This is a genomic window from Parasediminibacterium schistidii (assembly GCF_046546515.1).
Taxonomy (GTDB): Bacteria; Bacteroidota; Bacteroidia; order Chitinophagales; family Chitinophagaceae; genus Parasediminibacterium.
Map to the genome: position 1 here is coordinate 16,146 of NZ_JBKHKJ010000034.1, position 21,964 is coordinate 38,109.

At 39.8% G+C, this 21,964-nt stretch carries 15 protein-coding genes; 8 read left to right on the plus strand and 7 right to left on the minus strand.

Annotated elements, in window-relative coordinates:
- Window positions 1–16 precede the first annotated feature (16 nt).
- The 4 genes from gyrA to ACHFIY_RS16595 all read right to left on the minus strand — a co-directional run bounded on the left by gyrA (window position 17) and on the right by ACHFIY_RS16595 (window position 5,618).
- Window positions 17–2,713 (minus strand): DNA gyrase subunit A, encoded by a 2,697-nt coding sequence (gene gyrA, locus ACHFIY_RS16580; RefSeq protein WP_410847236.1) that lies wholly within the window; start codon window positions 2,711–2,713, stop codon window positions 17–19.
- 248 nt (window positions 2,714–2,961) lie between these two features.
- Window positions 2,962–3,786 (minus strand): 3-deoxy-8-phosphooctulonate synthase, encoded by an 825-nt coding sequence (kdsA, locus tag ACHFIY_RS16585; RefSeq protein WP_410847237.1) that lies wholly within the window; start codon window positions 3,784–3,786, stop codon window positions 2,962–2,964.
- A 249-nt stretch (window positions 3,787–4,035) separates the two neighbouring features.
- A complete protein-coding gene (locus tag ACHFIY_RS16590; RefSeq protein WP_410847238.1) occupies window positions 4,036–4,449 on the minus strand; it encodes an RrF2 family transcriptional regulator in 414 nt (137 codons plus the stop codon).
- Between the two features lie 203 nt (window positions 4,450–4,652).
- Window positions 4,653–5,618: a polyprenyl synthetase family protein gene (locus ACHFIY_RS16595; protein ID WP_410847239.1), complete on the minus strand. Its 966-nt coding sequence runs from the start codon at window positions 5,616–5,618 to the stop codon at window positions 4,653–4,655.
- A 672-nt stretch (window positions 5,619–6,290) separates the two neighbouring features.
- Here ACHFIY_RS16595 and ACHFIY_RS16600 point away from each other — a divergent pair.
- Both ACHFIY_RS16600 and ACHFIY_RS16605 read left to right on the plus strand, forming a co-directional pair.
- Window positions 6,291–7,055 (plus strand): ferritin-like domain-containing protein, encoded by a 765-nt coding sequence (locus ACHFIY_RS16600; RefSeq protein ID WP_410847240.1) that lies wholly within the window; start codon window positions 6,291–6,293, stop codon window positions 7,053–7,055.
- 39 nt (window positions 7,056–7,094) lie between these two features.
- Window positions 7,095–7,931, plus strand: coding sequence for a ferritin-like domain-containing protein (locus ACHFIY_RS16605; protein ID WP_410847241.1), 837 nt, complete (start codon window positions 7,095–7,097; stop codon window positions 7,929–7,931).
- A gap of 69 nt (window positions 7,932–8,000) precedes the next feature.
- Here the strand turns inward: ACHFIY_RS16605 and ACHFIY_RS16610 are convergent, their stop codons facing one another.
- A complete protein-coding gene (locus ACHFIY_RS16610) occupies window positions 8,001–11,411 on the minus strand; it encodes a DUF8818 domain-containing protein (protein ID WP_410847242.1) in 3,411 nt (1,136 codons plus the stop codon).
- Between the two features lie 208 nt (window positions 11,412–11,619).
- Here ACHFIY_RS16610 and ACHFIY_RS16615 point away from each other — a divergent pair, with 208 nt between their 5' ends.
- The 5 genes from ACHFIY_RS16615 (at window position 11,620) to ACHFIY_RS16635 (ending at window position 18,298) form a co-directional block, all read left to right on the plus strand.
- Window positions 11,620–12,927: a leucine-rich repeat-containing protein kinase family protein gene (locus ACHFIY_RS16615; RefSeq protein WP_410847243.1), complete on the plus strand. Its 1,308-nt coding sequence runs from the start codon at window positions 11,620–11,622 to the stop codon at window positions 12,925–12,927.
- Window positions 12,928–13,192: 265 nt separating this feature from the next.
- A complete protein-coding gene (locus ACHFIY_RS16620; RefSeq protein ID WP_410847244.1) occupies window positions 13,193–14,110 on the plus strand; it encodes an aspartate carbamoyltransferase catalytic subunit in 918 nt (305 codons plus the stop codon).
- Between the two features lie 152 nt (window positions 14,111–14,262).
- A complete protein-coding gene (coaD, locus tag ACHFIY_RS16625; protein WP_410847245.1) occupies window positions 14,263–14,739 on the plus strand; it encodes a pantetheine-phosphate adenylyltransferase in 477 nt (158 codons plus the stop codon).
- A gap of 78 nt (window positions 14,740–14,817) precedes the next feature.
- Window positions 14,818–16,869 (plus strand): putative porin, encoded by a 2,052-nt coding sequence (locus tag ACHFIY_RS16630; protein WP_410847246.1) that lies wholly within the window; start codon window positions 14,818–14,820, stop codon window positions 16,867–16,869.
- A 961-nt stretch (window positions 16,870–17,830) separates the two neighbouring features.
- Window positions 17,831–18,298: an FKBP-type peptidyl-prolyl cis-trans isomerase gene (locus ACHFIY_RS16635; RefSeq protein ID WP_410847247.1), complete on the plus strand. Its 468-nt coding sequence runs from the start codon at window positions 17,831–17,833 to the stop codon at window positions 18,296–18,298.
- A 95-nt stretch (window positions 18,299–18,393) separates the two neighbouring features.
- Here ACHFIY_RS16635 and ACHFIY_RS16640 read toward each other — a convergent pair whose 3' ends face one another.
- Window positions 18,394–18,828, minus strand: coding sequence for a c-type cytochrome (locus ACHFIY_RS16640; RefSeq protein WP_410847248.1), 435 nt, complete (start codon window positions 18,826–18,828; stop codon window positions 18,394–18,396).
- Between the two features lie 423 nt (window positions 18,829–19,251).
- On the opposite strand from ACHFIY_RS16640, the gene ACHFIY_RS16645 reads away from it, so the two are divergent.
- Complete coding sequence (locus ACHFIY_RS16645; RefSeq protein ID WP_410847249.1) at window positions 19,252–20,652, plus strand: OmpA family protein; 1,401 nt, start codon at window positions 19,252–19,254, stop codon at window positions 20,650–20,652.
- Between the two features lie 572 nt (window positions 20,653–21,224).
- Here ACHFIY_RS16645 and ACHFIY_RS16650 read toward each other — a convergent pair.
- Window positions 21,225–21,932 carry a hypothetical protein gene (locus ACHFIY_RS16650; RefSeq protein WP_410847250.1) on the minus strand — a complete coding sequence of 236 codons (708 nt, stop codon included), beginning with the start codon at window positions 21,930–21,932 and terminating at the stop codon, window positions 21,225–21,227.
- Window positions 21,933–21,964 lie beyond the last annotated feature (32 nt).

Consider the following 21,964-nt stretch of genomic DNA (forward strand, 5'->3'; position numbering starts at 1 on the left):
AAGAAATTTTTATTTATTATTCTGTTTCTGTTGTATTTTCTGTGTTATCTATATCTGTTGATGCATCATCACCCGTTGTGTTTTCTGGGCTTGGTGTTTCAGTGGTATCACCATCAACAGGCAATTCCCCAGTTGGTTCAGTAATTTCAACTGGTTCTTCTTGTTCCTCTATTTTAGAAATAGCAGCAATAGCGTCTTTTTCATCTACCCTAATCAGTTTCACGCCTTGTGTTGCCCTGCCCGATTCTTTGATAGAGGCCAGCGAAGTCCTAAGCGTAATGCCCGATTTGCAAGTAATAATCAAATCTTCCGTTTCGCTCACGTCCATTATGCCTACCAATTTACCTGTTTTTTCAGTGATGTTGATGGTTTTTACACCTTTCCCACCCCTATTGGTAATGCGGTATTCATCCACGGCAGTACGTTTGCCATACCCTTTTTCACTTACTACCAATACGTTCCTCGTTTTGTCTTCGGCATTTACGCAAATCATACCTACCACTTCATCTTTTGTATCGTCCACCTCAATGCCGCTAACACCTATGGCACCACGGCCTGTTGGCCTTACCTTAGCTTCAGGGAAGCGGATAGCCCTTCCGCTTTTCACGGCCATCATTATCTCGTTATTGCCATCAGTCATTTTTGCTTCCAGCAATTCATCGCCTTCGTTTATGGTAATGGCGTTTACGCCATTTGCCCTTGGGCGGCTAAAGTCTGCCAGATGCGTTTTCTTGATAGTACCTTGCTTAGTACATAAAATAATATAGTGGCTGTCAACAAATTCCTTGTTTTCTAGGCGGCCAACATCAATAATTGCTTTTACCTTATCGTCTTGTGGTATTTGCATTAGGTTTTGCAAAGCCCTTCCCATGGACTGCTTCTCCCCTTCTGGTATTTCATATACTTTCAACCAAAAGCACCTGCCTTTTTCGGTGAAGAAGCACATGGTATGGTGTGTAGATGCCACAAATAAGTGTTCTACATAATCTTCATTGCGGGTTTTGCTGCCAATAGCTCCTCTGCCGCCCCTTTTTTGCTGGCGGTAATCTGTGGCTGTGGTACGTTTGATATAACCAAGGTGGGATATGGTAACTACCACATCTTCTTCCTTGATGAAATCTTCCATCCGCATTTCGCTGGATAGGAACTGTATTTCACTTTTCCTAGCATCGCCAAATTTGTCTTTTATTTCCAGCAATTCGGTTTTGATAAGGTCGAAACGCAATTTTTCACTTGCCAGTAATTCTTTTAACTTGGCAATTACTTTGAGTAAATCGTTAAACTCGTCAACAATTTTATCACGCTCCATGCCAGTTAAGCGTTGCAAGCGCAACTCCAAAATAGCTTTTGCCTGAATTTCAGACAAGCCTTGCTCCTGCCTGTACAATTCATCAGTCAACTCTTCAAAGGCTGATTGGTTGATGTACCAGTTTTCTTCCTTGCTCTTTGCAATCAAAGTAGCTTTGGCCTCGTCAGGCGTGCGGCTTTCCCTGATTAGTTTAATTACTTCATCAAGATGGTCAAGTGCTTTTAAATAGCCTTCTAATATATGCGCCCTTTCTTCCGCCTTGCGTAACTCGAATTTAGCCCTGCGGATTACCACATCCATCCTAAACTCAATAAACTCTACTATTAAATCGCGTAGGTTCATTGTTTTAGGGCGGCCTTTACTAATAGCTACATTGTTGATGCCATAGCTAGATTGCAGCTCGGTAAACTTGTATAATTGGTTAATGATTACTTGTGCCACGGCATCCCTTTTCAAGTCCACCACTATCCTATTGCCCTCACGTTGATTACTTTCGTTGTTTACATGCGCAATACCATCAATAACTTTGTCGTTTACTAGCTGGCCTATTTTGTTTGTCAAAGCATCCAAACCTACTTGGTAAGGTACTTCTGTAATTACAATTTGCTCCCTGCCGCTTGGCTTAGTGTCCACATGGCATTTGCCACGCACCACTACCCTCCCGCGGCCAGTTAAGAATGCTTGTTTCACATCCTCCATGCCATAAATAACACCGCCTGTGGGAAAATCGGGTGCTTTTACATAGTCTATAAGCTCCTCGCAAGTAATGTCGTTGTTTTCTATATAAGCTATGCAGCCGTCCACTACTTCGCTCAGATTGTGTGGCATCATGTTGGTAGCCATACCCACGGCAATGCCAGATGAGCCATTGACCAATAACTGGGGAATCCTTGTAGGCAAAACGGTTGGCTCTTTCAAGCTATCGTCAAAGTTCAGTTGATAGTCAACTGTTTCTTTTTCAAGGTCTTCTAGCATCGCCTCGGCAAATTTTTCCAGCCTTACCTCTGTATAACGCATGGCGGCCGGAGGATCTCCATCCTGGTTGCCAAAGTTTCCCTGGCTGTCCACCATTTTATAGCGCATTGTCCAGCCCTGTGCCATACGCACCAAGGTATCGTATATGGAAGCATCACCATGGGGGTGGTACTTACCCATCACCTCCCCTACTATACGGGCAGATTTCTTGTACGGTTTGTTACTATTGTTGCCCAGCTCGTACATCCCAAATAGTACCCTCCGGTGAACAGGCTTAAAACCATCTCTTGCATCGGGCAAGGCACGGCCAACGATAACAGACATAGAATAATCTATATAGGCTGTTTTCATTTGCTCTTCAATATTCACCAGTATAATACGGTCGTTGTCGGCGGTTTGCTCAGGCAATTCTTGCGGTGTTTCTTCCATTTCAGCGGTTCACTTAATTTTTTATCCAATTATTATTTAAAATGGATTATTTTATGTTTAACACGTATTTGTTTTATAAAAACAAATAATTCTTCACTATTAAGGTGTGCGAAGATAGTTTTTATATACAGTAAATACTAATCAATATAATGTTTTAGCAAGGGTGTTTTATCCACAGTTGTGTGCAAACTAAACCTGTATCGTAGTGTTGCCTAATATCATTAATTATTTTTTGCTTAAACCCCACTCTAAACCACCGCTTTTCTTATCCGCAACAATTGCTCTAGCAAGGGTTCTAGCAGGTCAAGCCGTAGCATGTTTGCACCATCGCTTTTAGCCACGGCTGGGTTTGGGTGCGTTTCTATAAATAGCCCATCAGCCCCTGTTGCTATTGCAGCTTTGGCTATAGTGCCAATCAATTGAGGGTTGCCACCTGTGATGCCACTTGTTTGGTTGGGTTGCTGAAGGCTATGCGTGCAATCCATAATTACAGGCACATTGTGGGCTTGCATCCAAGGGATGTTCCTGTAATCAACCACTAAGTCCTGATACCCAAAAGTAGTACCCCTTTCAGTAAGCATTATTTGTTCATTGCCTGCTTTTTGTATTTTATCCACTGCAAATTTCATGGACGGGCCGCTTAAAAACTGCCCTTTTTTCACATTTACAACCTTGCCAGTCTCTGCTGCGGCAACCAACAAATCGGTTTGCCTGCACAGGAACGCAGGTATTTGCAATATGTCTATGTATGATGAAGCAATGGTAGCTTCCTCGTGGGCATGTACATCAGAAGTAGTAGGCAAACCAAAGGTTTTGCCTACCTTTTGTATCAATTCTAGCCCTGTGTCATCGCCCAAACCTGTAAAAGAACTGGCACTAGTACGGTTGGCTTTGCGGTAACTGGCTTTGAAAATATATGGTATTTCTAGCCTTTTGCAAATGCTATAAACTTTATCTGCAATTTCCATCACCATTTCCTCACTTTCTACTACGCAAGGGCCTGCTATTAAAAAGAAATTATCTGGGTTGTAAGCTTGGTTTTTACAAAGGTTGACTAAGTATTCTGGCAACATACATTTAAAATTTTAAAAAATATTATAACAATAATTGAATAAAATGTTATTACACAGGTGCAAGTTTGGTTAATCTGCCACTAAGGCACCAAGACACAAAGAGGCACAAAGTTTTAAGGGAAAGAAGAAGAAAAGAAAAAGAAGAAAATTTATGTTATTAATACTTTTTAATCTTCATGTTTTTGTGCCTTTGTAGCTAAAAAAGCATATTCGATGTAATAAAATATTTTTCAAGATTTCAAAAATAGGCTAAGGGGAAATTGCAAGCTGGGCTATATCCGCCACAGTTTTATTTTCTAGTATCTGCAAAGTTGCATCCCTTACTTGTTTCATCACCGTGCTAAGGCCACAATTACGCTCATCGCAGTTTTTGCATTTCTGGTAAAAGTTAAGGCTTACGCATGGCAACAGGGCTATGGGACCTTCTATCAGCCGCATTATTTTGGCCAGCCGCACATCTGATGGCCGCTGGTTGAAAAAGTAACCCCCGCCTTTTCCTTTTTTGCTGTCTAAAATACCTGCTTTTTTCAGCTCCAGCAATATATTTTCCAAAAACTTGAGGGGTATATTTTTCTTTTCTGCAATTTCTGCTATCAGGACGGGGCCATCTGTATCTTTTTGTGCCAAATACATCAAAGCCTTGAAAGCATATTGAGTTTTCATTGATAACATAAAATACTTAAATTTATTTTGCAATTTAGCTTAACTGCATGACAAACGTCAGCAGATATTTTAAATTTACTAATTTGAGGCTGGTTTAAACTGCAAGCAGCTTAGTATTTTGCCACAAAGACACAAAAGCACAAAGCGGCACGAAGGATTGAAGCAAAGAAAAGAATTACGGTCTTTGCTTTGGCAATTGCAACCTAATGTTCACGCTTTATTAAAAATGCAGCCAGTTCCGTCAATGCTTTTTTTCGGGTTGCTGTTACAGCTATCTCATCTAGGTGCGTGTAGGCTTTTGCGAGGTATTGCTCTTTTAGTTGATTCGCCCATGCGGCTACATTACATTCTTTAAAAATATCCAACATTTGTGCAACCTTATCGGTAGGATTGGTGGCAATCAATGCATTAATGGTAACTTTTTGTGCCGTGGTTGCCACTTCCAGCGCATGTAGCAATAAGAACGTTTTTTTGTTTTGCCTTATGTCGCCGCCTACATCTTTGCCAAATTTGGCAGGGTCGCCAAAAGCGTCTAAATAATCGTCTTGTATTTGGAATGCCAAGCCTAGGTTAAGGCCAAAATTGTAAATATGGTTGCAATTGGCCTCGCCAGCCCCACCGATGATTGCACCGAGTTTTAGGCTAGCCCCTAATAAAACAGATGTTTTCAAGGTAATCATGTGCAGGTATTCGTCAAAAGAAACGGCTGCTTGCTGCTCAAAATCCATGTCTAGCTGTTGACCCTCGCAAACTTCCCTTGACGTTTTATTGAACAAATCAAGCACTGCACGCAGGTGTTCCAGACTAATTTTGTTGATGTAGTCGTAGGCTTTTATCATCATTACATCGCCACTAAGCAGGGCAACGCTGTTTCCATATTTGGTATGCACCGTTTCCATGCCCCGCCGCAAGGTGGCAGCATCCATAATATCGTCGTGCACCAGTGTAAAATTGTGGAACAGTTCTATAGCAATTGCCACCTGCCAGGCATCTTCAGAAATATCGCCAAACAACTCGTTGCCCATCACGCACATTACCGGCCTTATGCGCTTGCCGCCAATGTTTAAAAAATAATTGCCCGGCTCGTACAGACTTGCCGGGTGGCCAGGAAAATGCGGCACATTGAAACGGGCAGTAAACCGTTTTGCCAATTCTTCAAAACTATGCATGGCACAAACCTACTTGAAAATAGCAATAAAAAGATTTGCTGTGGGAGAAAGGGTGCATAAAAATTTTTCTATTGGCTGTCTCATTGGTAGCATATATATTTTGTTTACAATAAAAAACCGAAACTTGAAACATTAAATTGGCTTGATAAAAATTCTGTGCAATTTACTCAATTCAATTTGTAATAATTTGATTGTAATTATTTTGTTTATTACAATTGTAATATACAATCAGTAATAAATAAAAATATTACAAATTAATTATTTAAGCCGTACAGGCAAGTATTGTTTGGATGCCCTTTGCTAATATATAAATATGATTAAAAGAGCCTAAACATTGCAAATGAACCAACGCTATAAGGTTCTTCCGTTGATTTATTGTGTACATTAATATACGAATTGTTTTATTGTAGTAAAACATCTACATTATACTAAATATGTCTCCAAGGCAATTAAAAGCAACACTAAGCTATGTTTTTGGCTATTTGTCTTATCATATCGAACGAATATGATAAAATAATTAAACAAAACACACTATTTATTTTAAATTTATCTCTTTCTACCCATCACTATAAAACTGGCACTATTATAAACCCCTACACTTATTAGCAATATGTTTTGATGCTAAGCTATTGCGTAAAATAAGTTTTATCACATTTCAAAAATTCAACAAAAATGGAAAAAGAACAAACAACAGCCAGCAAGTACAAGAATGATGTTGTAGTACTAGCGCATGAAAGGCAAGCAACAACAAACAAAGAACATGAAAAAGGGATGCCTGCCTTTTCTAGTTCCCGCAGGAATTTCCTTGCTCTTGCTGGTTCTGCAACGCTTGGTTCTGCTTTTTTATTAAATGCCTGTAAAAAATCGGATGACAACACCCCTGCTACCTATGCAAGTGTAACGCTAACTGCCGATGATTATGGCATTTTAAATTATGCATACGCACTGGAACAACTAGAAGCTGCTTTTTACACGCAGGTAATTGCTACACCCTACACTAGCATCTCGGCTTCTGAACTGTCGCTGCTAACAGACATAAAAAACCATGAAGTTGCCCACAGGGAATTTTTCAAATCTGCTTTAGGCGCAAAAGCAATTGGAGGTTTAAGCGTAAATTTCACCTCGATTAATTTTAAAGACCGTGCAAGCGTGCTTGGTGCCGCAATGGCTTTTGAAGACTTGGGCGTTGGCGCATACAATGGCGTGGCTCATGGCATTGCAAATGCTGCATATTTAACACTGGCAGGCAAAATAGTTTCTGTGGAAGCACGCCATGCTGCCTACATAAGAGAACTGATAACACCAGGCAGTTTTGCAGGATCAGATGTTATTGATGCCTCTACAGGTATTGACAGGGCAATAACCCCTACCAATGTGCTAAAATCTGCAAGCGTATATATTTATAATTCAATAGACGTAAGCAAACTTCCTTTATAAAACTCAATACTTCATTCATTAATAATAAAAAATAATAATATGAACTTACAAAATATTTTATCAGAAATTGAAAATGTAGACCCGGAAATCTACGAGCGCATCAGCACCCGCAGAAACTCATTATCGCATCTTGGCAATATGGGCAAGCGTGTGGCACTCACGGCGCTTCCTTTTGCTTTAGGGGCTATGCTTACAAAAGCTTATGGGCAAACAGTACCCCCAAGCGTAATTGCAACCTTGAATTTTGCCTTAAAGCTTGAATATTTAGAATCTAGTTTCTATGCTAACGGTTTAACATCTTCTGGCTTAATCCCTGCAGCCGACGTAGCAGCAATACAAATAATCAGCCAGCACGAAAGCCAGCATGTTACTTTCCTGAAAGCAGCAATAACAGGTGCTGGTGGAACGCCAGTTGCTTCCCCTACTATTGATTTTACAGCCGGCGGCACTATCACCAATTTGTTTAGCAACTATGATGTTTTCTTGGCTTATGCACAAACATTTGAAGACACAGGCGTAAGGGCATACAAAGGGCAAGCAGGTAGTTTACAGGGGTCTGCTTACCTAGCACCTGCTTTGCAGATACATGCTGTTGAAGCTAGGCATGCATCTAAAATAAGGCAAATCAGGGCAGGCAGAAGTGGCACCGTAGCTGGGGTAAAGCCATGGATTACTTCAAACTACAACGGAATTGCTAGCTCCACTTCAACATCTGCTAGCTATACTGGTGAGGAAGTAAGTGTTCAAGCAGGCCTTAATATTGTGGGCATCAATGGATATACATCTATTACAGCAACTGTTGCGTCAGAAGCATTTGACGAGCCATTGACATCGGCAGATGTGCTTGCAATAGTGAAGCCATTTGGTATTTCTTAACTAATATATGAATCTAGTTAAATAGATTATAGGCTGTGCAGATTATGCGCAGCCTTTTTTGGCACTATCTTACAATAACGCCCTTAAACTTGCCCGCCCAATATTGATAACCTTTGTTTCGCCGGGTTTGCGGCCTTCGTAGCTAAAACTAAGCTCTAGGTTATTGATGAGGCGTTTGGTTAGCTCTATGTTCCACAAGTAGTTTTTGCCTGGCAGCAGCCCGTCTAGCATGATATAGCTAACGGTGCTGTTGGTAGTACCTACATAGCTGATATTGTTGTAGGTAAACTTTGCCGTAATGCTGGTATTTTGCACGGCATTGTATTTAGTTTCAAGCGTTAGGGAATTGCTGGTTGATTGTTCCCCGCCATATTCTTGGCTATTTTGTTTTTTTAGATACAGATAGCTCACCAATAGCCTGTATAGTGTTCCGTTGTTGTAGGTAAACCTAGGCTCGGTAGAAATGGTTTTCAGCGAATAATTCTTATTGGCAAAAGATGGCGCTCGGGAATCGTTGCTGCCTATTTTCTGCTGAAAATCCAATGTAAATTTCCTGTTGAAACTTACCCTCCCTTTCACGCTCCACTCACTTAGCTGGTTGCTTTCAAAGCCGTAGGTCAGCAGGTTTTTTGTATAGTTTAGTATGTTGCTTATGTCAACGCCCCAAATGCTACTGGAACGGTTGAAGGAAAGGGTATTGCTCAATACATCCCTCAAAGTTATCAATGCAGTATCGGCAATTTTCCCATTAAAGGGGTTAAAAACAGGGTTGTCTTGTGCCAATACCTTTTTGCCTGTTTGCAGGGCAGACTGGGTATTGATGCGGCTTAGTATGTTTTTCAAAAACTTGTTTTTTATGCCAGTTGCCAAAGCTTTTGGGCTTAGCATCACGCTGTAATTGAACTGCGTGTAATTGCTTTTGATATACACATTGGTAGGCGTGTATATCCTAATGTATTTTGCTTGATCCGAGAATCGGGCAAATTCAAACTCGTTCAACTGCTGTATGCCATCGTTGTTATAATCTATCCAAGCATACTGCCCCTGCCCTGCCGACACTTGTATATAACTTAGGTCGCGCTGCTGCTCCTGCCCTGCCCCTATTTCGTACAAGGTATTGCCCGATATAAAACCTTTCAGCCCATTAAAACTATACTCGGTCCTGGCCACAAGGCTATTATCGGCCGTGAGGTTGGTAATGCTTTTGTTATACACCTGCAATTTCCGGTAAGTGGCATTCAGCTGCAATTGCTGTTTTTTGTTTTGCAATAGCTCTAGCTGGAAATTATAATTATGGCTGCGGTCTATTTGTAAAAATCCTTGTTGGTATGCTTGTTTGTCGCTTCGTGTGGTATAGGTAAAGCTCCATTTGTTTAGTTTCTGGGGGTTGCTATTCAGGTATGCGGTTACAATATCAAAGTCGAAACTATTTGTGGATAATGAATCTGCCCCTGCAATGCGCTGCACATTATGCTCCATCACATACCCCCCACCAATAATCATATTACCCAAATGCGGTAATATTTTATTTATGTCTATGGAAGGCTTGAAATAATACCCTTTTGCACCTGCATTGTTGTTGTTGGTAAGGCTAATGCCTGCATTTGTTTTCCAGCCTTTAAAGGCATGTATATGCTGCATAGTTTGGCGTATGCCTTTGTAGGCATCGCTTCTTATATATCCTGCAACGGAATACTGGAACGAATTGTTATTGCTGTCTTTTATTTGCATGGCCATGCTCTGCAATTTCTCAGTGGCACTTTTTGTGCCAAGCGGCAGCCCCCAGTCCCGTGCAAACTCTACCGACCGCAGCCGTTCTATGGGCGTAAACTGCTTGCCAATATTTTCATAGCCCAAAGTTGTGTTGTACTGCAAGGGCTTTCCATCCAAATGGAACTTGCCAGCATGGTTTAGCAGCAACCTAGTTGCAAGACCGGTGTTATCACTTTTATTTTTGGTAGAAAATGTATTTGCATCATAATTGCTTACAGCCACGTCTGTTTGTACACTTGTATTTGCATTAATTGTATAAGTAGTGCTTAGGTTTACCAGTTGTTGCTTTTTGGGGGTAACCAAGAAGGTGGCAGGTTCAAAATTTCCCTGTGGCACACCGTTTACTGGCGGCAGGTATTGATAAACCTTCCCATTTGCCCCATTGAAATAAGGCACATAATTGCCTTTATTGGCACCTACTTCTACAAAACTCAACACATACCTAGCACTATCTGGACTGGTTGAATATTGATAGAAAGAATCGGTGCTGTTGGTTATTGGCCGCTTTGCATACATTATTTTAGAAATATTAAACGTGTCGATACTACCAATAGGATAAAAAGCATTCTGGATGCTGTCGCCAATATTTTGAAGGAAACGGGTTTCGTTGGAGTCAAGCGCTTGGTTAATAGGCGAATTTTTGGCATCGGCGTTTTGGTATATCCCAACGGCAAGCGTTAGCCGTTTGTTCAACTTTACTTCGTCATTGGCGTATAACAAACTATTCAGGAAGTTGCGGTCGGCATATTCAAATTCCACTTGTATCCTCGTGTCTTTGGTTATCATCCGCTTGGGCATAAACGTTACCTCTGCGGTGTTGTAATTGATGGTATAGTCTTGGTCTGCACCACGCTGCAACAATTGCCCGTCAATAAAAACATGCTCCGTATTGGCCAGCACTACAAAATACAATTCATTGTTGGCCCCTTGCAGGCGGTAAGGCCCTTGGTTACCCTCGCTGCCCTGAAAAATATTGCGGGTAAATTTCCCTTTGGCTATAGCACCGCTTAGCAGCAATTTATTGCTCCCCTCCTGCCCTATTTTTGTTTTTTGCTGGTACGATACGCCTTGAAGCCGCTTGTAAAATTTTAGGAAATAATTATTGTCCTGCCTTATGTCTATATCGCCTAAGTCCAGCTCCCAATTGCGTTTTTTAAACTGTAGTAATATCTTGTCAAACTCATTCAATTGCTGTGTGGTGCCGTCTGGCTGTATGGGTATGTTGTTGTCGGTTATGGCAGCCGCTATCTCTATGCTGTCGCCGATAATGCCGCTTAGTTGCAGGTTTAATTGTGAGTTGAATACTGCATCCTGGCTATTGCCAAAACTTAGGCTGCGCCCAAAGCTACCGTTGTAGTTGACAGCCCCAAAGTCGAACAACCCATTGCCAGTATTGCCCGCATTGCCTTGGAAAAATGTGGTACCATGGGCAATAAAATTATTGCTCACGCTATCGTAGTTAAAACGCCTGGCAGGGGTGGTAAACGCAAAAGGGAACGTGCGGTAAGTAACCAAAACGCTATCTGCCTGTATCTTTTTTTTCCAGCGGATGGTGGCTTTTATATAGTCAATGGAATAGAAAAAAGTATCTAAGTTTTTAATAAAAAGCGTGTTAGGCACAATGCTCAGCTTGTCTAGCTGAACGATACCGCTTGCTTTTATTTTTTTGGTATGCATGTTCGATAATTGGGCATTGCCTGTACCCATGCCCAACAAAGCCCATATTAATATTGCGATACCTTTTTTCAGTGCTGCTGTTTATAGTTGCAATGTTACTGATAAGTAGGTTTGATAAATGTTATAAGTAGGGGTTCTTTGCCATGTAAGTATTTTTTGAAGTCGTAGTGAAAATTAGCATATTGGGATTGCATAGTCTATTACACGTTATTTGCATATTATCAAAGAATAGATTTCTATGCAAACTTTAGCGCAATTACAATCAGGCAAACTAAAAGGCAGTACCACCATCAAATTGTGCTGTGGGCTTACTACATTATCACCCGAAATATTCGATTTGGCCGATACGCTGGAAATACTCGACTTGTCTGGCAACAACCTCTCTGTCCTGCCTGATGACTTTGCAAAGTTACAACAGCTAAAAATATTGTTCTTGTCCAACAATCAATTTACCATCTTCCCAGAAATATTGGGTCAATGCCCACAATTAGAAATGATTGGTTTTAAAGCTAATAAAATAACCACCATAAGCGAAAATGCCTTGCCAGTAAACTCACGCTGGCTTATCATGACCAATAACAAGCTGGAAAAACTGCCTGCTTCTATTGGCAACTGCAAACGGATGGAAAAGCTGATGCTGGCGGGCAATTGTTTAAAAGAACTTCCCGTAGAATTATCCAATTGCAAAAACCTTGCTTTGCTGCGCATTTCTGCCAACCAATTAGAAAGTTTACCAGATTGGCTGTTGCAAATGCCCAAACTGGCATGGCTGGCATTTTCAGGCAACCCTTTTTGTAAGGAAAATGTCGATAATAAAGCTGAGCTTGCAAGCATTGACTGGGCATCATTAACAGTAACAAAACAATTGGGCGAAGGCGCATCGGGTATTATTAGCAAAGCAATATGGCAACAGGACAGCAGCCCAACCCAAACCGTGGCCGTAAAAGTGTTTAAAGGCGAATTAACCAGCGACGGCCTGCCGGAACACGAAATGGATGCCTGCTTATTGGCAGGCACGCACCCCAATTTGGTAAACCTGTTTGGCAAAATAAGCAACCACCCTGCCCAACAAAAAGGATTGGTTTTGGGTTTAATACCACCCATTTACCGCAACCTTGGGCAGCCACCTAGTTTTGCAACCTGCACCAGGGATGTATTTACCGAAGGCATATCCTTTACCAAGCAAGAAACTATCATCATTGCTACCTCTATCGCCTCTGTAGCAGCACATTTACACAATAGAGGTATTATGCACGGCGATTTATACGCCCACAATATCCTTACAAACCCTGATGCCCACACACTAATTGGTGATTTTGGTGCCGCAACTGTTTATGCCACAACGGAAACACAGATCAGTTATTTGTTGGAACGCATTGAAGTGTTTGCTTTTGGTTGCCTGCTTGAAGACTTACTAAACCTTACTGCCCCCAACGAAAATACCAAGGCTTTGCATGAATTGAAAGCAGCTTGTATGCAGGAAGATGTATGGAGCAGGCCAGGTTTTGGAGCAATAATGGGGATCATGAATGAGCTTAGTGCATAATTGGCATACCACGTTCGGTTACTACTCACCTCATAGCACACTAGGCACATAGATTTGAAAAAGAATACAAGGTCATTTAGTTAGGATTGGCAAAATAGGCTTCATTTCATAAAATAACATTTGGATTTTTGCAAGTCTTTGTGGCCTTATGCAAGCGAAGCGTTTTCTTTCAGCTATGTGCCTATGTAATAAAAAATAAATGTGCATAAAAATGCGTAACATCAGTTTATGATTTGTTCAGCGTTTCCTTTAATTTCGCATTTTAATGAACCTTTCCACTAAGCATTTACTGGGTATAAAACACCTTACAAAGGAAGATATTGAAACCATACTTTCTACTGCGGCAGATTTTAAAGATGTGTTGCAAAGACCAGTGAAAAAAGTTCCTTCTTTGCGAGACGTAACGATTGTAAACCTGTTCTATGAAAATTCTACTCGTACTCGTATGAGCTTTGAATTGGCGGAGAAACGGCTAAGTGCTGATACACTGAATTTTTCTGCAAGCGGCTCATCGGCGGCAAAAGGCGAAACGCTTTTAGACACGGTGAACAATATCCTAAGCATGAAGGTGGACATGGTAGTGATGCGGCACAGTGCAAGCGGCGCCCCGCACTTTCTAGCTAAAAAAATAGATGCAGCTATTGTGAATGCGGGAGACGGCATTAACGAGCACCCCACGCAGGCATTACTGGATGCTTTTTCCATGCAGGAAAAATTCGGCTCCTTGCAAGGATTGAACGTGGCCATTATTGGCGACATCATGCACAGCCGGGTGGCACTAAGCAATATTTACCTTCTGAAAAAAATGGGCGCAGAGGTAATGGTAGCAGGGCCGCCAACGCTAATACCCAAATATATAAAAGAAGCATTGGGCGTAAAAGTAGAATACAATGTAAAAGCTGCCTTGGAATGGTGCGATGTAGCCAATGTGCTGAGGATACAGCTTGAGCGGCAAAGCCAGCCACTGTTTTCATCACTTAGGGAATATAACCTAGCCTATGGCATCAGCAGGAAGCTGCTGGATAGTATTTGCAAAGAAATAACCATCATGCACCCAGGCCCCATTAACAGGGGGGTAGAACTAGACAGCGATGTGGCTGACGGCAGCAATTCCATAATCCTGAACCAAGTTGAAAATGGGGTGGCGGTTAGGATGGCAGTATTGTATTTGCTGCGACCTTAATATTAGTATTGAGCCATGAAGGCGCTAAGGCTCAAAGAAGCCCTAATATTTTTATTATCCTTACCTTTGAAACTAATCCTAAATCTCATAATAGGGGAGGCTTAAAAGCCCTCCCTTTAGGAACAGGAGGGTTGGCTCTTAATCTTTTCTATATGCGTATATGTTTATTCCCCGGCACATTCGACCCCGTAACACTAGGGCATATTGATATTATAAACAGGGCGTTGCCTTTGTTTGATAAAATTTATATAGGCATTGGCATCAATGCAATTAAAAGCCCCATGTTTTCTTCAGAACAAAGGCTGGAATGGTTTAATGAGATATACAAAGATCAACCCCGTGTGGAAAGTGCCATTTACGAGGGGCTAACGGTTCAGTTCTGCAAAAAAATAGATGCCCACTTTATACTCCGGGGCATACGCTATGTAAGCGATTTTGAATACGAAAAAACCATTGCCGATGCCAACCGCACTTTAGATAGAAATATAGAAACCGTTTTTTTAACTGGCGAGCCTAAATATACCTCAGTAGCTTCTACCATTGTAAGGGATATATTAAAAAACGGAGGCGATGCTTCGCCTTTTTTACCACAAGCAGTTATTAATTCTTTAGTCGTAAGTCATAAGTAAGTAAGCGACTTCTAAAACTCATAATTTATAATTCATAACTCATAACTTCCATTTACTTTGCAGCATTATATTATTTGAATGAGGTTATTGGGCAAAGTATTCGTTTATTTAACTGTTTTAATAGGCTTGGCTCGTGCCGAGGCATCTGCCCAACGCACTAGTACGGGGAATACGCAAGGCGATGGCAACACTGGTGTTGCCTACGATAACCAAGGAAGGCCTATTAAAAAAACCAACAAACAAGACTCCCTCCAGCACAGGGACAAATTTGTAGATTCCATTACGATTTACTACCGATATTTCGATTCTACCCGTACACGAACGCTCGATTCGTCCTTAAATGACTTCAATAAACGTTTTCCTGTGCCTTACACTTACGAAGATTTAGGCAATCTAGGTACTGCCGCAAGACCGTTGCTATTTAGCCCTGGCTTAAAAGCAGGCTGGGATGCTGGCTTCCATCAATACGATTTGTATAAATTCACCATAGAGAACACCAAGTTTTACCAAACAACCCGCCCTTTTACCGAGCTGGGCTATTTGCTAGGGAGCAAAAGCGAGCAACTGATCAATTTTACCCACACGCAAAACAGGAAGAACAATTTTAACTTTTCGCTTGAATACCGTTTTTCCAATTCCCCAGGCTTGTACCGCACCCAGAATGCAAGTCACAACAATGTTAGGTTTGCTACCCATTACCAATCGCCCAATAAGCGGTATGAATCTTTTTTTATCTATTTATCTAACAAACACGCCAGCTCAGAAAACGGGGGCTTGGTTGATAAAGGAAAGTTGGATAGCCTTGCTTTAGGCAACCCTTATGAAATAGATACCCGATTGGGTAGTCCAATACTTTTTAACACCAACCCTTTTAATACCAAGGTTAATACAGGCAATATCTACAAGGAAACCAATATCATGTACCGACACCAGTACGATTTGGGTACTAAAGATTCTTTGGTTACAGATTCTGTAACTTATCATTTGTTCTACCCACGTTTCAGGATGCAGCACACGTTGTTGTTCACAAGCAATGAGTACATGTTTATGGACAATGCCGCCGTGGACAGTGTTTATAAGCAGTATTTTAATTATGCAATTGCTAATCCTAGTGCCAATGGCGTGGATACCATCATGTTTAAAGACAAATGGACAAAACTGAGCAATGAATTTAGCCTTATTTCTTTCCCAGATAAAAACAACCAAAGCCAGTATGCCAAAGTGGGTGCCATTATACAAAACCTGTTTTATAAAGGCAACGACACCATTTCGCATACTTATTACAATGTCTCGTTGGTTGGCGAATACAGGAACAGGACAAGGAACAATATATGGGACATAATTGCCAATGGTCAATTGTACCTGAATGGCTTGAACGGCGGCGATTATCAAGCATATATAAGTCTGAAAAGGCAACTGAGTAAAACAATAGGCAGCTTGCAACTAGGTTTTCAAAATGTAAACAAAACGCCATCGTTTATTTATAGCAACAGCACCAGTTTACCAGTGCAGCTACACCAGACATTCAAGAAAGAAAACACCATCCATTTGTTTGCCGTTTATGAAAACCCCTTGGCCAAGGTAAAACTAGGGGGTGATTATTACTTGGTAAACAATTACGCCTATAGCGATAGTTTTTTTACCGTGAAACAAGATGCTACTTTATTTAACGTACTGCATGTTTATGGCGAAAAACGGTTTGATTTGAGCAAACATTGGCACTATTATGCCGAGCTCCATTTGCAACAGGCTACTGGAGGCGCACCATTGAATATGCCACAATTAATTACCCGCCACAGGATAGCGTATGAGGGTAATTTTTATACTAATTTATTCCTTTCAACAGGGTTTGAAATCCGATACCTAAGCAATTACAAAGCACCAAACTATTCCCCTTTTACAGGACAATTTTTTTATCAGGACAATTATACACTTAGCAACAGGCCCGATGTTAACTTCTTTTTCCACTTCCGTATCAGGAGCTTTAAGGCCTTTGTGAGGCTTGAAAACTTAAATACGCTAAGTCCAAGCAAAGGCTTTTCTTTCAACCATTACAATTTTAAACTAGTCGATTACCCAGCAACAGGGCTGTGGACGCATGTAGGCATCTGGTGGAACTTTGTTAATTGATAGATTAGAAATATTTTTAAATAACTTTATCCATTCCCGAATAAGATTTTTTTCATTTTATCAACCTTTTTTCGTTGTCCTTTGTGTCCTTAAAGTGAACCGTTTTACCTTAAACTAGATTCTCTTTGGGTGCATTTCAAATCTTCTCTTTTTATTCCCTTTTTTATTTTCCAGCAAGATAGATAATTGATGGTGATAGGCGTACCCTATTCCCGACCCCACCCCAACCCTCTACAAAGGGAGAGGGAGCAAGAACAAGGAGAGGGGGGCAAGAACAAACGAGGGAATAAGAAGAACTAAGCGAAGATTTGGAATGGCTTATTTTCTGTTTTTAAGTGATTTATTTTTTTTCTATTTCTCCTTTTTGCCTATAACTCATTGATATTCAGTTGTTTGTGTTTTTTAAGTCTCATTTTTTATTATAATTTAAGTGAATTTTACGATAATGTATTGATAATGGAATGATAGTTTTACTATAGTAGAATGATAATTTATTGATAAGAAACTGATAAGATTTTGGTAGTGGATTATTATTTTCCTAAACCAACTAACATCAGATGCGAGAGGCAAGGCCAAGATGCCCGTAGTTCCTCCTTTAATGTAAAATTGACATTAAAAGGTATATAGTCCAAAATAAAAATCCTATATGGGGGAAATATTCCCCCATGAGTATCCAAAATTTCCCCCATATAGGATACTTTTTAAACCTAGATTTTGCAGTTGAAATATATTGAAAACAATAAAAAAACGAAATTTTGAAATGCACCCTTCTCTTTGAGCTTCTTTGCGCAAAAATTTTTGTGTTCGTTGTGGTTAAATTATTTTTTAGAAACTAACCTGAATGGGGGAAATTATTTTAAAAGTATCACTTAGCCTCAATTTTCGCTCTCCCTATCACTCATACATAACTCATCATTCATAAATCATCATTAAATATTCCCTTTTTTTCAAAATAAATGCCATGACTGGCCTACTTTCGCAGAAAATAATCATTATGGGTATCGCTGATAAATTAGCTGGGTTACGTGAAGACAAAATTACTGCCAACCTAAAGGCTGGCGAAGATTTTTTGGCCACAAACAAATTAAGGCCCGAAGTAACTGAAACTGAAAGCGGCTTGCAGTATGAAGTTTTGATCCTTGGCACTGGTGGCAAACCATTGTCTAGCAGCACGGTTACTTGCCACTACCACGGCACTTTGCTAGATGGTTCTGTGTTTGATAGCAGTGTACACCGTGGGCAAACTGCATCTTTTCCTTTGAACAGGGTAATAAAAGGCTGGACAGAAGGCTTGCAGTTGATGCCAGCAGGCAGCAAGTTCAGGTTTTTCATACACCCTAACCTTGCTTATGGCGACAGGCAGATAAGTGCACAAATAGGGGCAAACAGCACCCTAATTTTTGATGTAGAACTAATTGATTTCAAGTAAGACTCAAAGGCCATTAAACATAAAAGCCACTTTTAAATTTCTACTAAAAAGTGAAATTTGAAAGTGGCTTTTGTAATTATACTACTATACTATTTTCATTTGCCTTCTATACTTGGCACTATTGGCTTTGCATGGCCTCTGTGGCATGTATTGCAGGTAACCACTTGCACTGCTGAGCTATCTGATGGTTGGTGGCTAATACTATGCAAGTATTTGTCGTTCATTTCATTGGTCATCAATATCATTTTACGGCTAACTTCTTTTATAGGGTTGTCATCGCTTGCCAAATCTAGTTTTTTAGGATTGGCTTTAGAGCGCGCATGGCAATAGCCACAACTTACGCTTAGCGAATGCTTGTACTCATCCATCAATTGGTCTAGGCTATCATGGCTAATATTTGCCGGCAGCACTTTCAGATTCCTTTTTTTAGGTTGCACTTCTGTACTTGGCGAAATTGCGGCGATGTTTGCAGCAACCATAAAAAACATTAAAATTACAATGGTGGTTTTCATTTTATTTCTTAGAATCATAGAAGGTTTGTTTTAAAAAGGTAAGATAAATAATCTGTGCTAAATAAAATTAAAATTCAGTAAAAAATGATTTAAATATAGAAAAAAGCAATGCACTAAGCATAGGCTAGATGTAAAAACTTGCTGGTCAAAATGAGTTTTCACATTAAGTATAAATATGTTATATTATAAATTATAGAAAAAAGACTATCAAATAGATTAAATGTGTAAAAAAAATTCTACGTTTTTGCAGCCAAAAAGATAAAACACTTGTCTATTAATTTTAAATGTGCATTCCTAATTAAATTATCCTTAAAATTCGAAAAAAAAGTAGTACTAATAGTAAATAATTACCATAGTAATAACTAAAAAGAATGATAGCTTAATTTCAAAGAATGCTGATTGAAAACTTCGAGTAATACACACACACACTAAAAGAAGATTATGAAAAAAACAGTTTTACCCTTATTGGCAAGTTTTATAGCGGCAGGTCTTTTTGGCCAAAGTTCCGTTCCTAAAACAACGACACCAGCACCTGTTACAACATCAGCAACCACCGTAAAAACTACTAGCCCTAAAAGTTCAAGTGGCGATTTAACTAGGCCTTTGACCATTGGGGGTTTTGTTTTTGCAAAAGATTTCCCAACTGCGGCAAAAATTTTCAGTCATAATACACAAGGCTGGAAAAATCCTATTACACCTGGATTGACTGGTTTTTTAAGTAAAGGCCTATCTCCAAAAATTGATTTTTTAGTTGGCTTGGATGCTACTATTACAGAATACAAGAAATCTGATGCCAATTTTTATTACACAAAACTTAAAAATAATACTTTAGAAAACGTTCAAAAGTTATACTTAGAAGGTGATGCACTTATAAACTTCAAGTTTGCCACAGATGACAAAATGGTAGTACCCTATTTAACAGGTGGTGTCACTCTAGCTATGTATAACAACTCTTTGCTTTTCCCTTATGCAACTGGAGGAGGCGGCGTCCAGTTTAAACTAAGCGAAGGTGCATTCTTGTTTGCACAAACCCTTTTAAGGGTGGGCTTAAGCAATCCAGCAAAAGAAAACCTTACATATTCCATTGGTACAGCTTTTTACTTGAAGAAGAAAGTGATGGCTAAAGTAGTACCTATTGTGGAGTTGGATACAGATAAAGATAGCATTCCAGATAGCAGGGACAAATGCCCTACTATTCCGGGCATAGCTAAATACTTTGGTTGCCCTATACCCGATACCGATAATGATGGTGTAAATGACGAACAAGACTCTTGCATCAACATTCCTGGAATAGCCAAATATCATGGATGTCCTATACCTGACACTGATAAAGACGGCATTAACGATGAAGATGACAAATGTCCTACAGTGCCAGGCATTGCCAAGTATAATGGTTGCCCAATACCAGACACAGACGGTGATGGCATAAACGACGAAGAAGACAAATGCCCTAATGAACCTGGTATCAAGGCAAATAATGGCTGCCCAGAAATTCAAAACAAAATGAATGAATTGGCCAAAAGCATTTACTTTACGCCTGGTGGCAGTACTATTTCGCCAAAAGCATTTGGTTCTTTGGATCAGGTAGTAAGCCTAATGCAGAAATATACAGCATTTAAACTAGAAATAGAAGGACATACAGACAATGTAGGCAGCCCTATTGCTAACCAAAAAATATCTCAGAAACGTGCTGACGCTATTAAAGGATATTTCATAAGCAAGGGCATTGATGCTGGCCGCCTGTATGCAATTGGTTATGGCTTGGAAAGGCCAATTGCAAACAATAAAACTGTTGCAGGGCGTGCCTTGAACAGAAGGGTAGAGCTAAAAGCTAAGTATTAATGTTTTGAAGTCTATCTTTAATATAAAAAGAGGTTACCCAGCAGGGTAGCCTCTTTTTTATTATGCAGCTATATAGGCAAGCCGATACATTATTGAAATTAAAATACGCAATGTTTATAAGCCCGATTTTAAGGATTCTATGATTAATATCACATTAGTGGAATTGTCTATTACTGCTTTTTTGTAATTATAAAACAATTGGATGTGGATAGATAATACTTAATGCACTTTACCAGATGTACAAGCACAATAGCATATTGACCTTTATTCATGAATATAGGATAATGAAAGAGGTTTGACTTTTTAAGAAAATTTAAATTTGTCGCCTTATTTTATAATACAGAAAGGATGGGATTATTATATAACCAGATACTAGATATTCATAAACAAAGCCCCGAAGGGGTGAAATTGTTGACAATTTCACCCCTTCGGGGCTTTTAGAAAACTCGAAATATCCAATTTGCTATACTAATGCAATCCCTTGGGGATTGAGAAATTATAAAAGCGATTTCCCTAGGGTTAACAATCTTCGAGAAGCAACAATATCCATCCGTATGCCTAATTCTATAAATTTAACCATTTAGCCCAGCTTTTGAAATGGAAACAACAGCCTTGGTAGCCAAGAACAAATAAACCCCATCACCTAAACCAACTAGCGAATCCATGATAGCATATTTCCTGTGGAAATAAAGTAAATCAAGTCCGTATAAAACGTTGGTAATAACCATAAACCCCACTGCAATTAGGAATAAGCCGATAGCGGGATGGTTTACTCTTTTTTTTGCATCAAGAATTGTGTATACCGCAAATACCAAGATACCGCTGTGCAGTGCCAATTGCATATAATAAGTTTCATTTCTTAGATTTGGTACAAATAGCCATAAGCAATTAACTGCTGCAAGTAGTAAAAGCGCAACTATAAACACGATATGGCTATAGTTGTGGTTGCGCTTCATTTGCTGGAAATAACAGCCAAATACCAAGTAACTAGCTGTGTATAAACTAAGCCCTATATAGGCTATATCATCATTGCCAAAGATGGTAAAAATATCTGCAAACAATGAACAAAACAAACCTGCATAACTATAAAAACTAACTTTTTTAACAACTGGCGATAGCAATATGCTTGTTAGCAGCACCGGCACTACCCATACCCGGGAAAAGCTATACACTATGTATTGCTTTTTGTACAAAGCCACGCATTCTGTTATAACTGATACCCAAAAGGCAATAAACAACAACGCATTCGTATTAGTATTTTTTTCTTTATGCTTTGGCATTTATAGTCTAGTTATATATAAAAATGATTACC

What these genes read in the sequence shown, in the direction of transcription:
- kdsA (WP_410847237.1), bottom strand. Translation starts at nt 3,786, where the DNA reads ATGTTGCCAGAATACTTAGTCAACCTTTGTAAAAACCAAGCTTACAAC.
- ACHFIY_RS16635 (WP_410847247.1), top strand. Translation starts at nt 17,831, where the DNA reads ATGACTGGCCTACTTTCGCAGAAAATAATCATTATGGGTATCGCTGAT.
- ACHFIY_RS16600 (WP_410847240.1), top strand. Translation starts at nt 6,291, where the DNA reads ATGGAAAAAGAACAAACAACAGCCAGCAAGTACAAGAATGATGTTGTA.
- ACHFIY_RS16620 (WP_410847244.1), top strand. Translation starts at nt 13,193, where the DNA reads ATGAACCTTTCCACTAAGCATTTACTGGGTATAAAACACCTTACAAAG.
- ACHFIY_RS16650 (WP_410847250.1), bottom strand. Translation starts at nt 21,932, where the DNA reads ATGCCAAAGCATAAAGAAAAAAATACTAATACGAATGCGTTGTTGTTT.
- ACHFIY_RS16610 (WP_410847242.1), bottom strand. Translation starts at nt 11,411, where the DNA reads ATGGGTACAGGCAATGCCCAATTATCGAACATGCATACCAAAAAAATA.
- ACHFIY_RS16615 (WP_410847243.1), top strand. Translation starts at nt 11,620, where the DNA reads ATGCAAACTTTAGCGCAATTACAATCAGGCAAACTAAAAGGCAGTACC.
- ACHFIY_RS16630 (WP_410847246.1), top strand. Translation starts at nt 14,818, where the DNA reads ATGAGGTTATTGGGCAAAGTATTCGTTTATTTAACTGTTTTAATAGGC.
- ACHFIY_RS16605 (WP_410847241.1), top strand. Translation starts at nt 7,095, where the DNA reads ATGAACTTACAAAATATTTTATCAGAAATTGAAAATGTAGACCCGGAA.
- ACHFIY_RS16645 (WP_410847249.1), top strand. Translation starts at nt 19,252, where the DNA reads ATGAAAAAAACAGTTTTACCCTTATTGGCAAGTTTTATAGCGGCAGGT.
- gyrA (WP_410847236.1), bottom strand. Translation starts at nt 2,713, where the DNA reads ATGGAAGAAACACCGCAAGAATTGCCTGAGCAAACCGCCGACAACGAC.
- ACHFIY_RS16640 (WP_410847248.1), bottom strand. Translation starts at nt 18,828, where the DNA reads ATGATTCTAAGAAATAAAATGAAAACCACCATTGTAATTTTAATGTTT.
- coaD (WP_410847245.1), top strand. Translation starts at nt 14,263, where the DNA reads ATGCGTATATGTTTATTCCCCGGCACATTCGACCCCGTAACACTAGGG.
- ACHFIY_RS16590 (WP_410847238.1), bottom strand. Translation starts at nt 4,449, where the DNA reads ATGAAAACTCAATATGCTTTCAAGGCTTTGATGTATTTGGCACAAAAA.
- ACHFIY_RS16595 (WP_410847239.1), bottom strand. Translation starts at nt 5,618, where the DNA reads ATGCATAGTTTTGAAGAATTGGCAAAACGGTTTACTGCCCGTTTCAAT.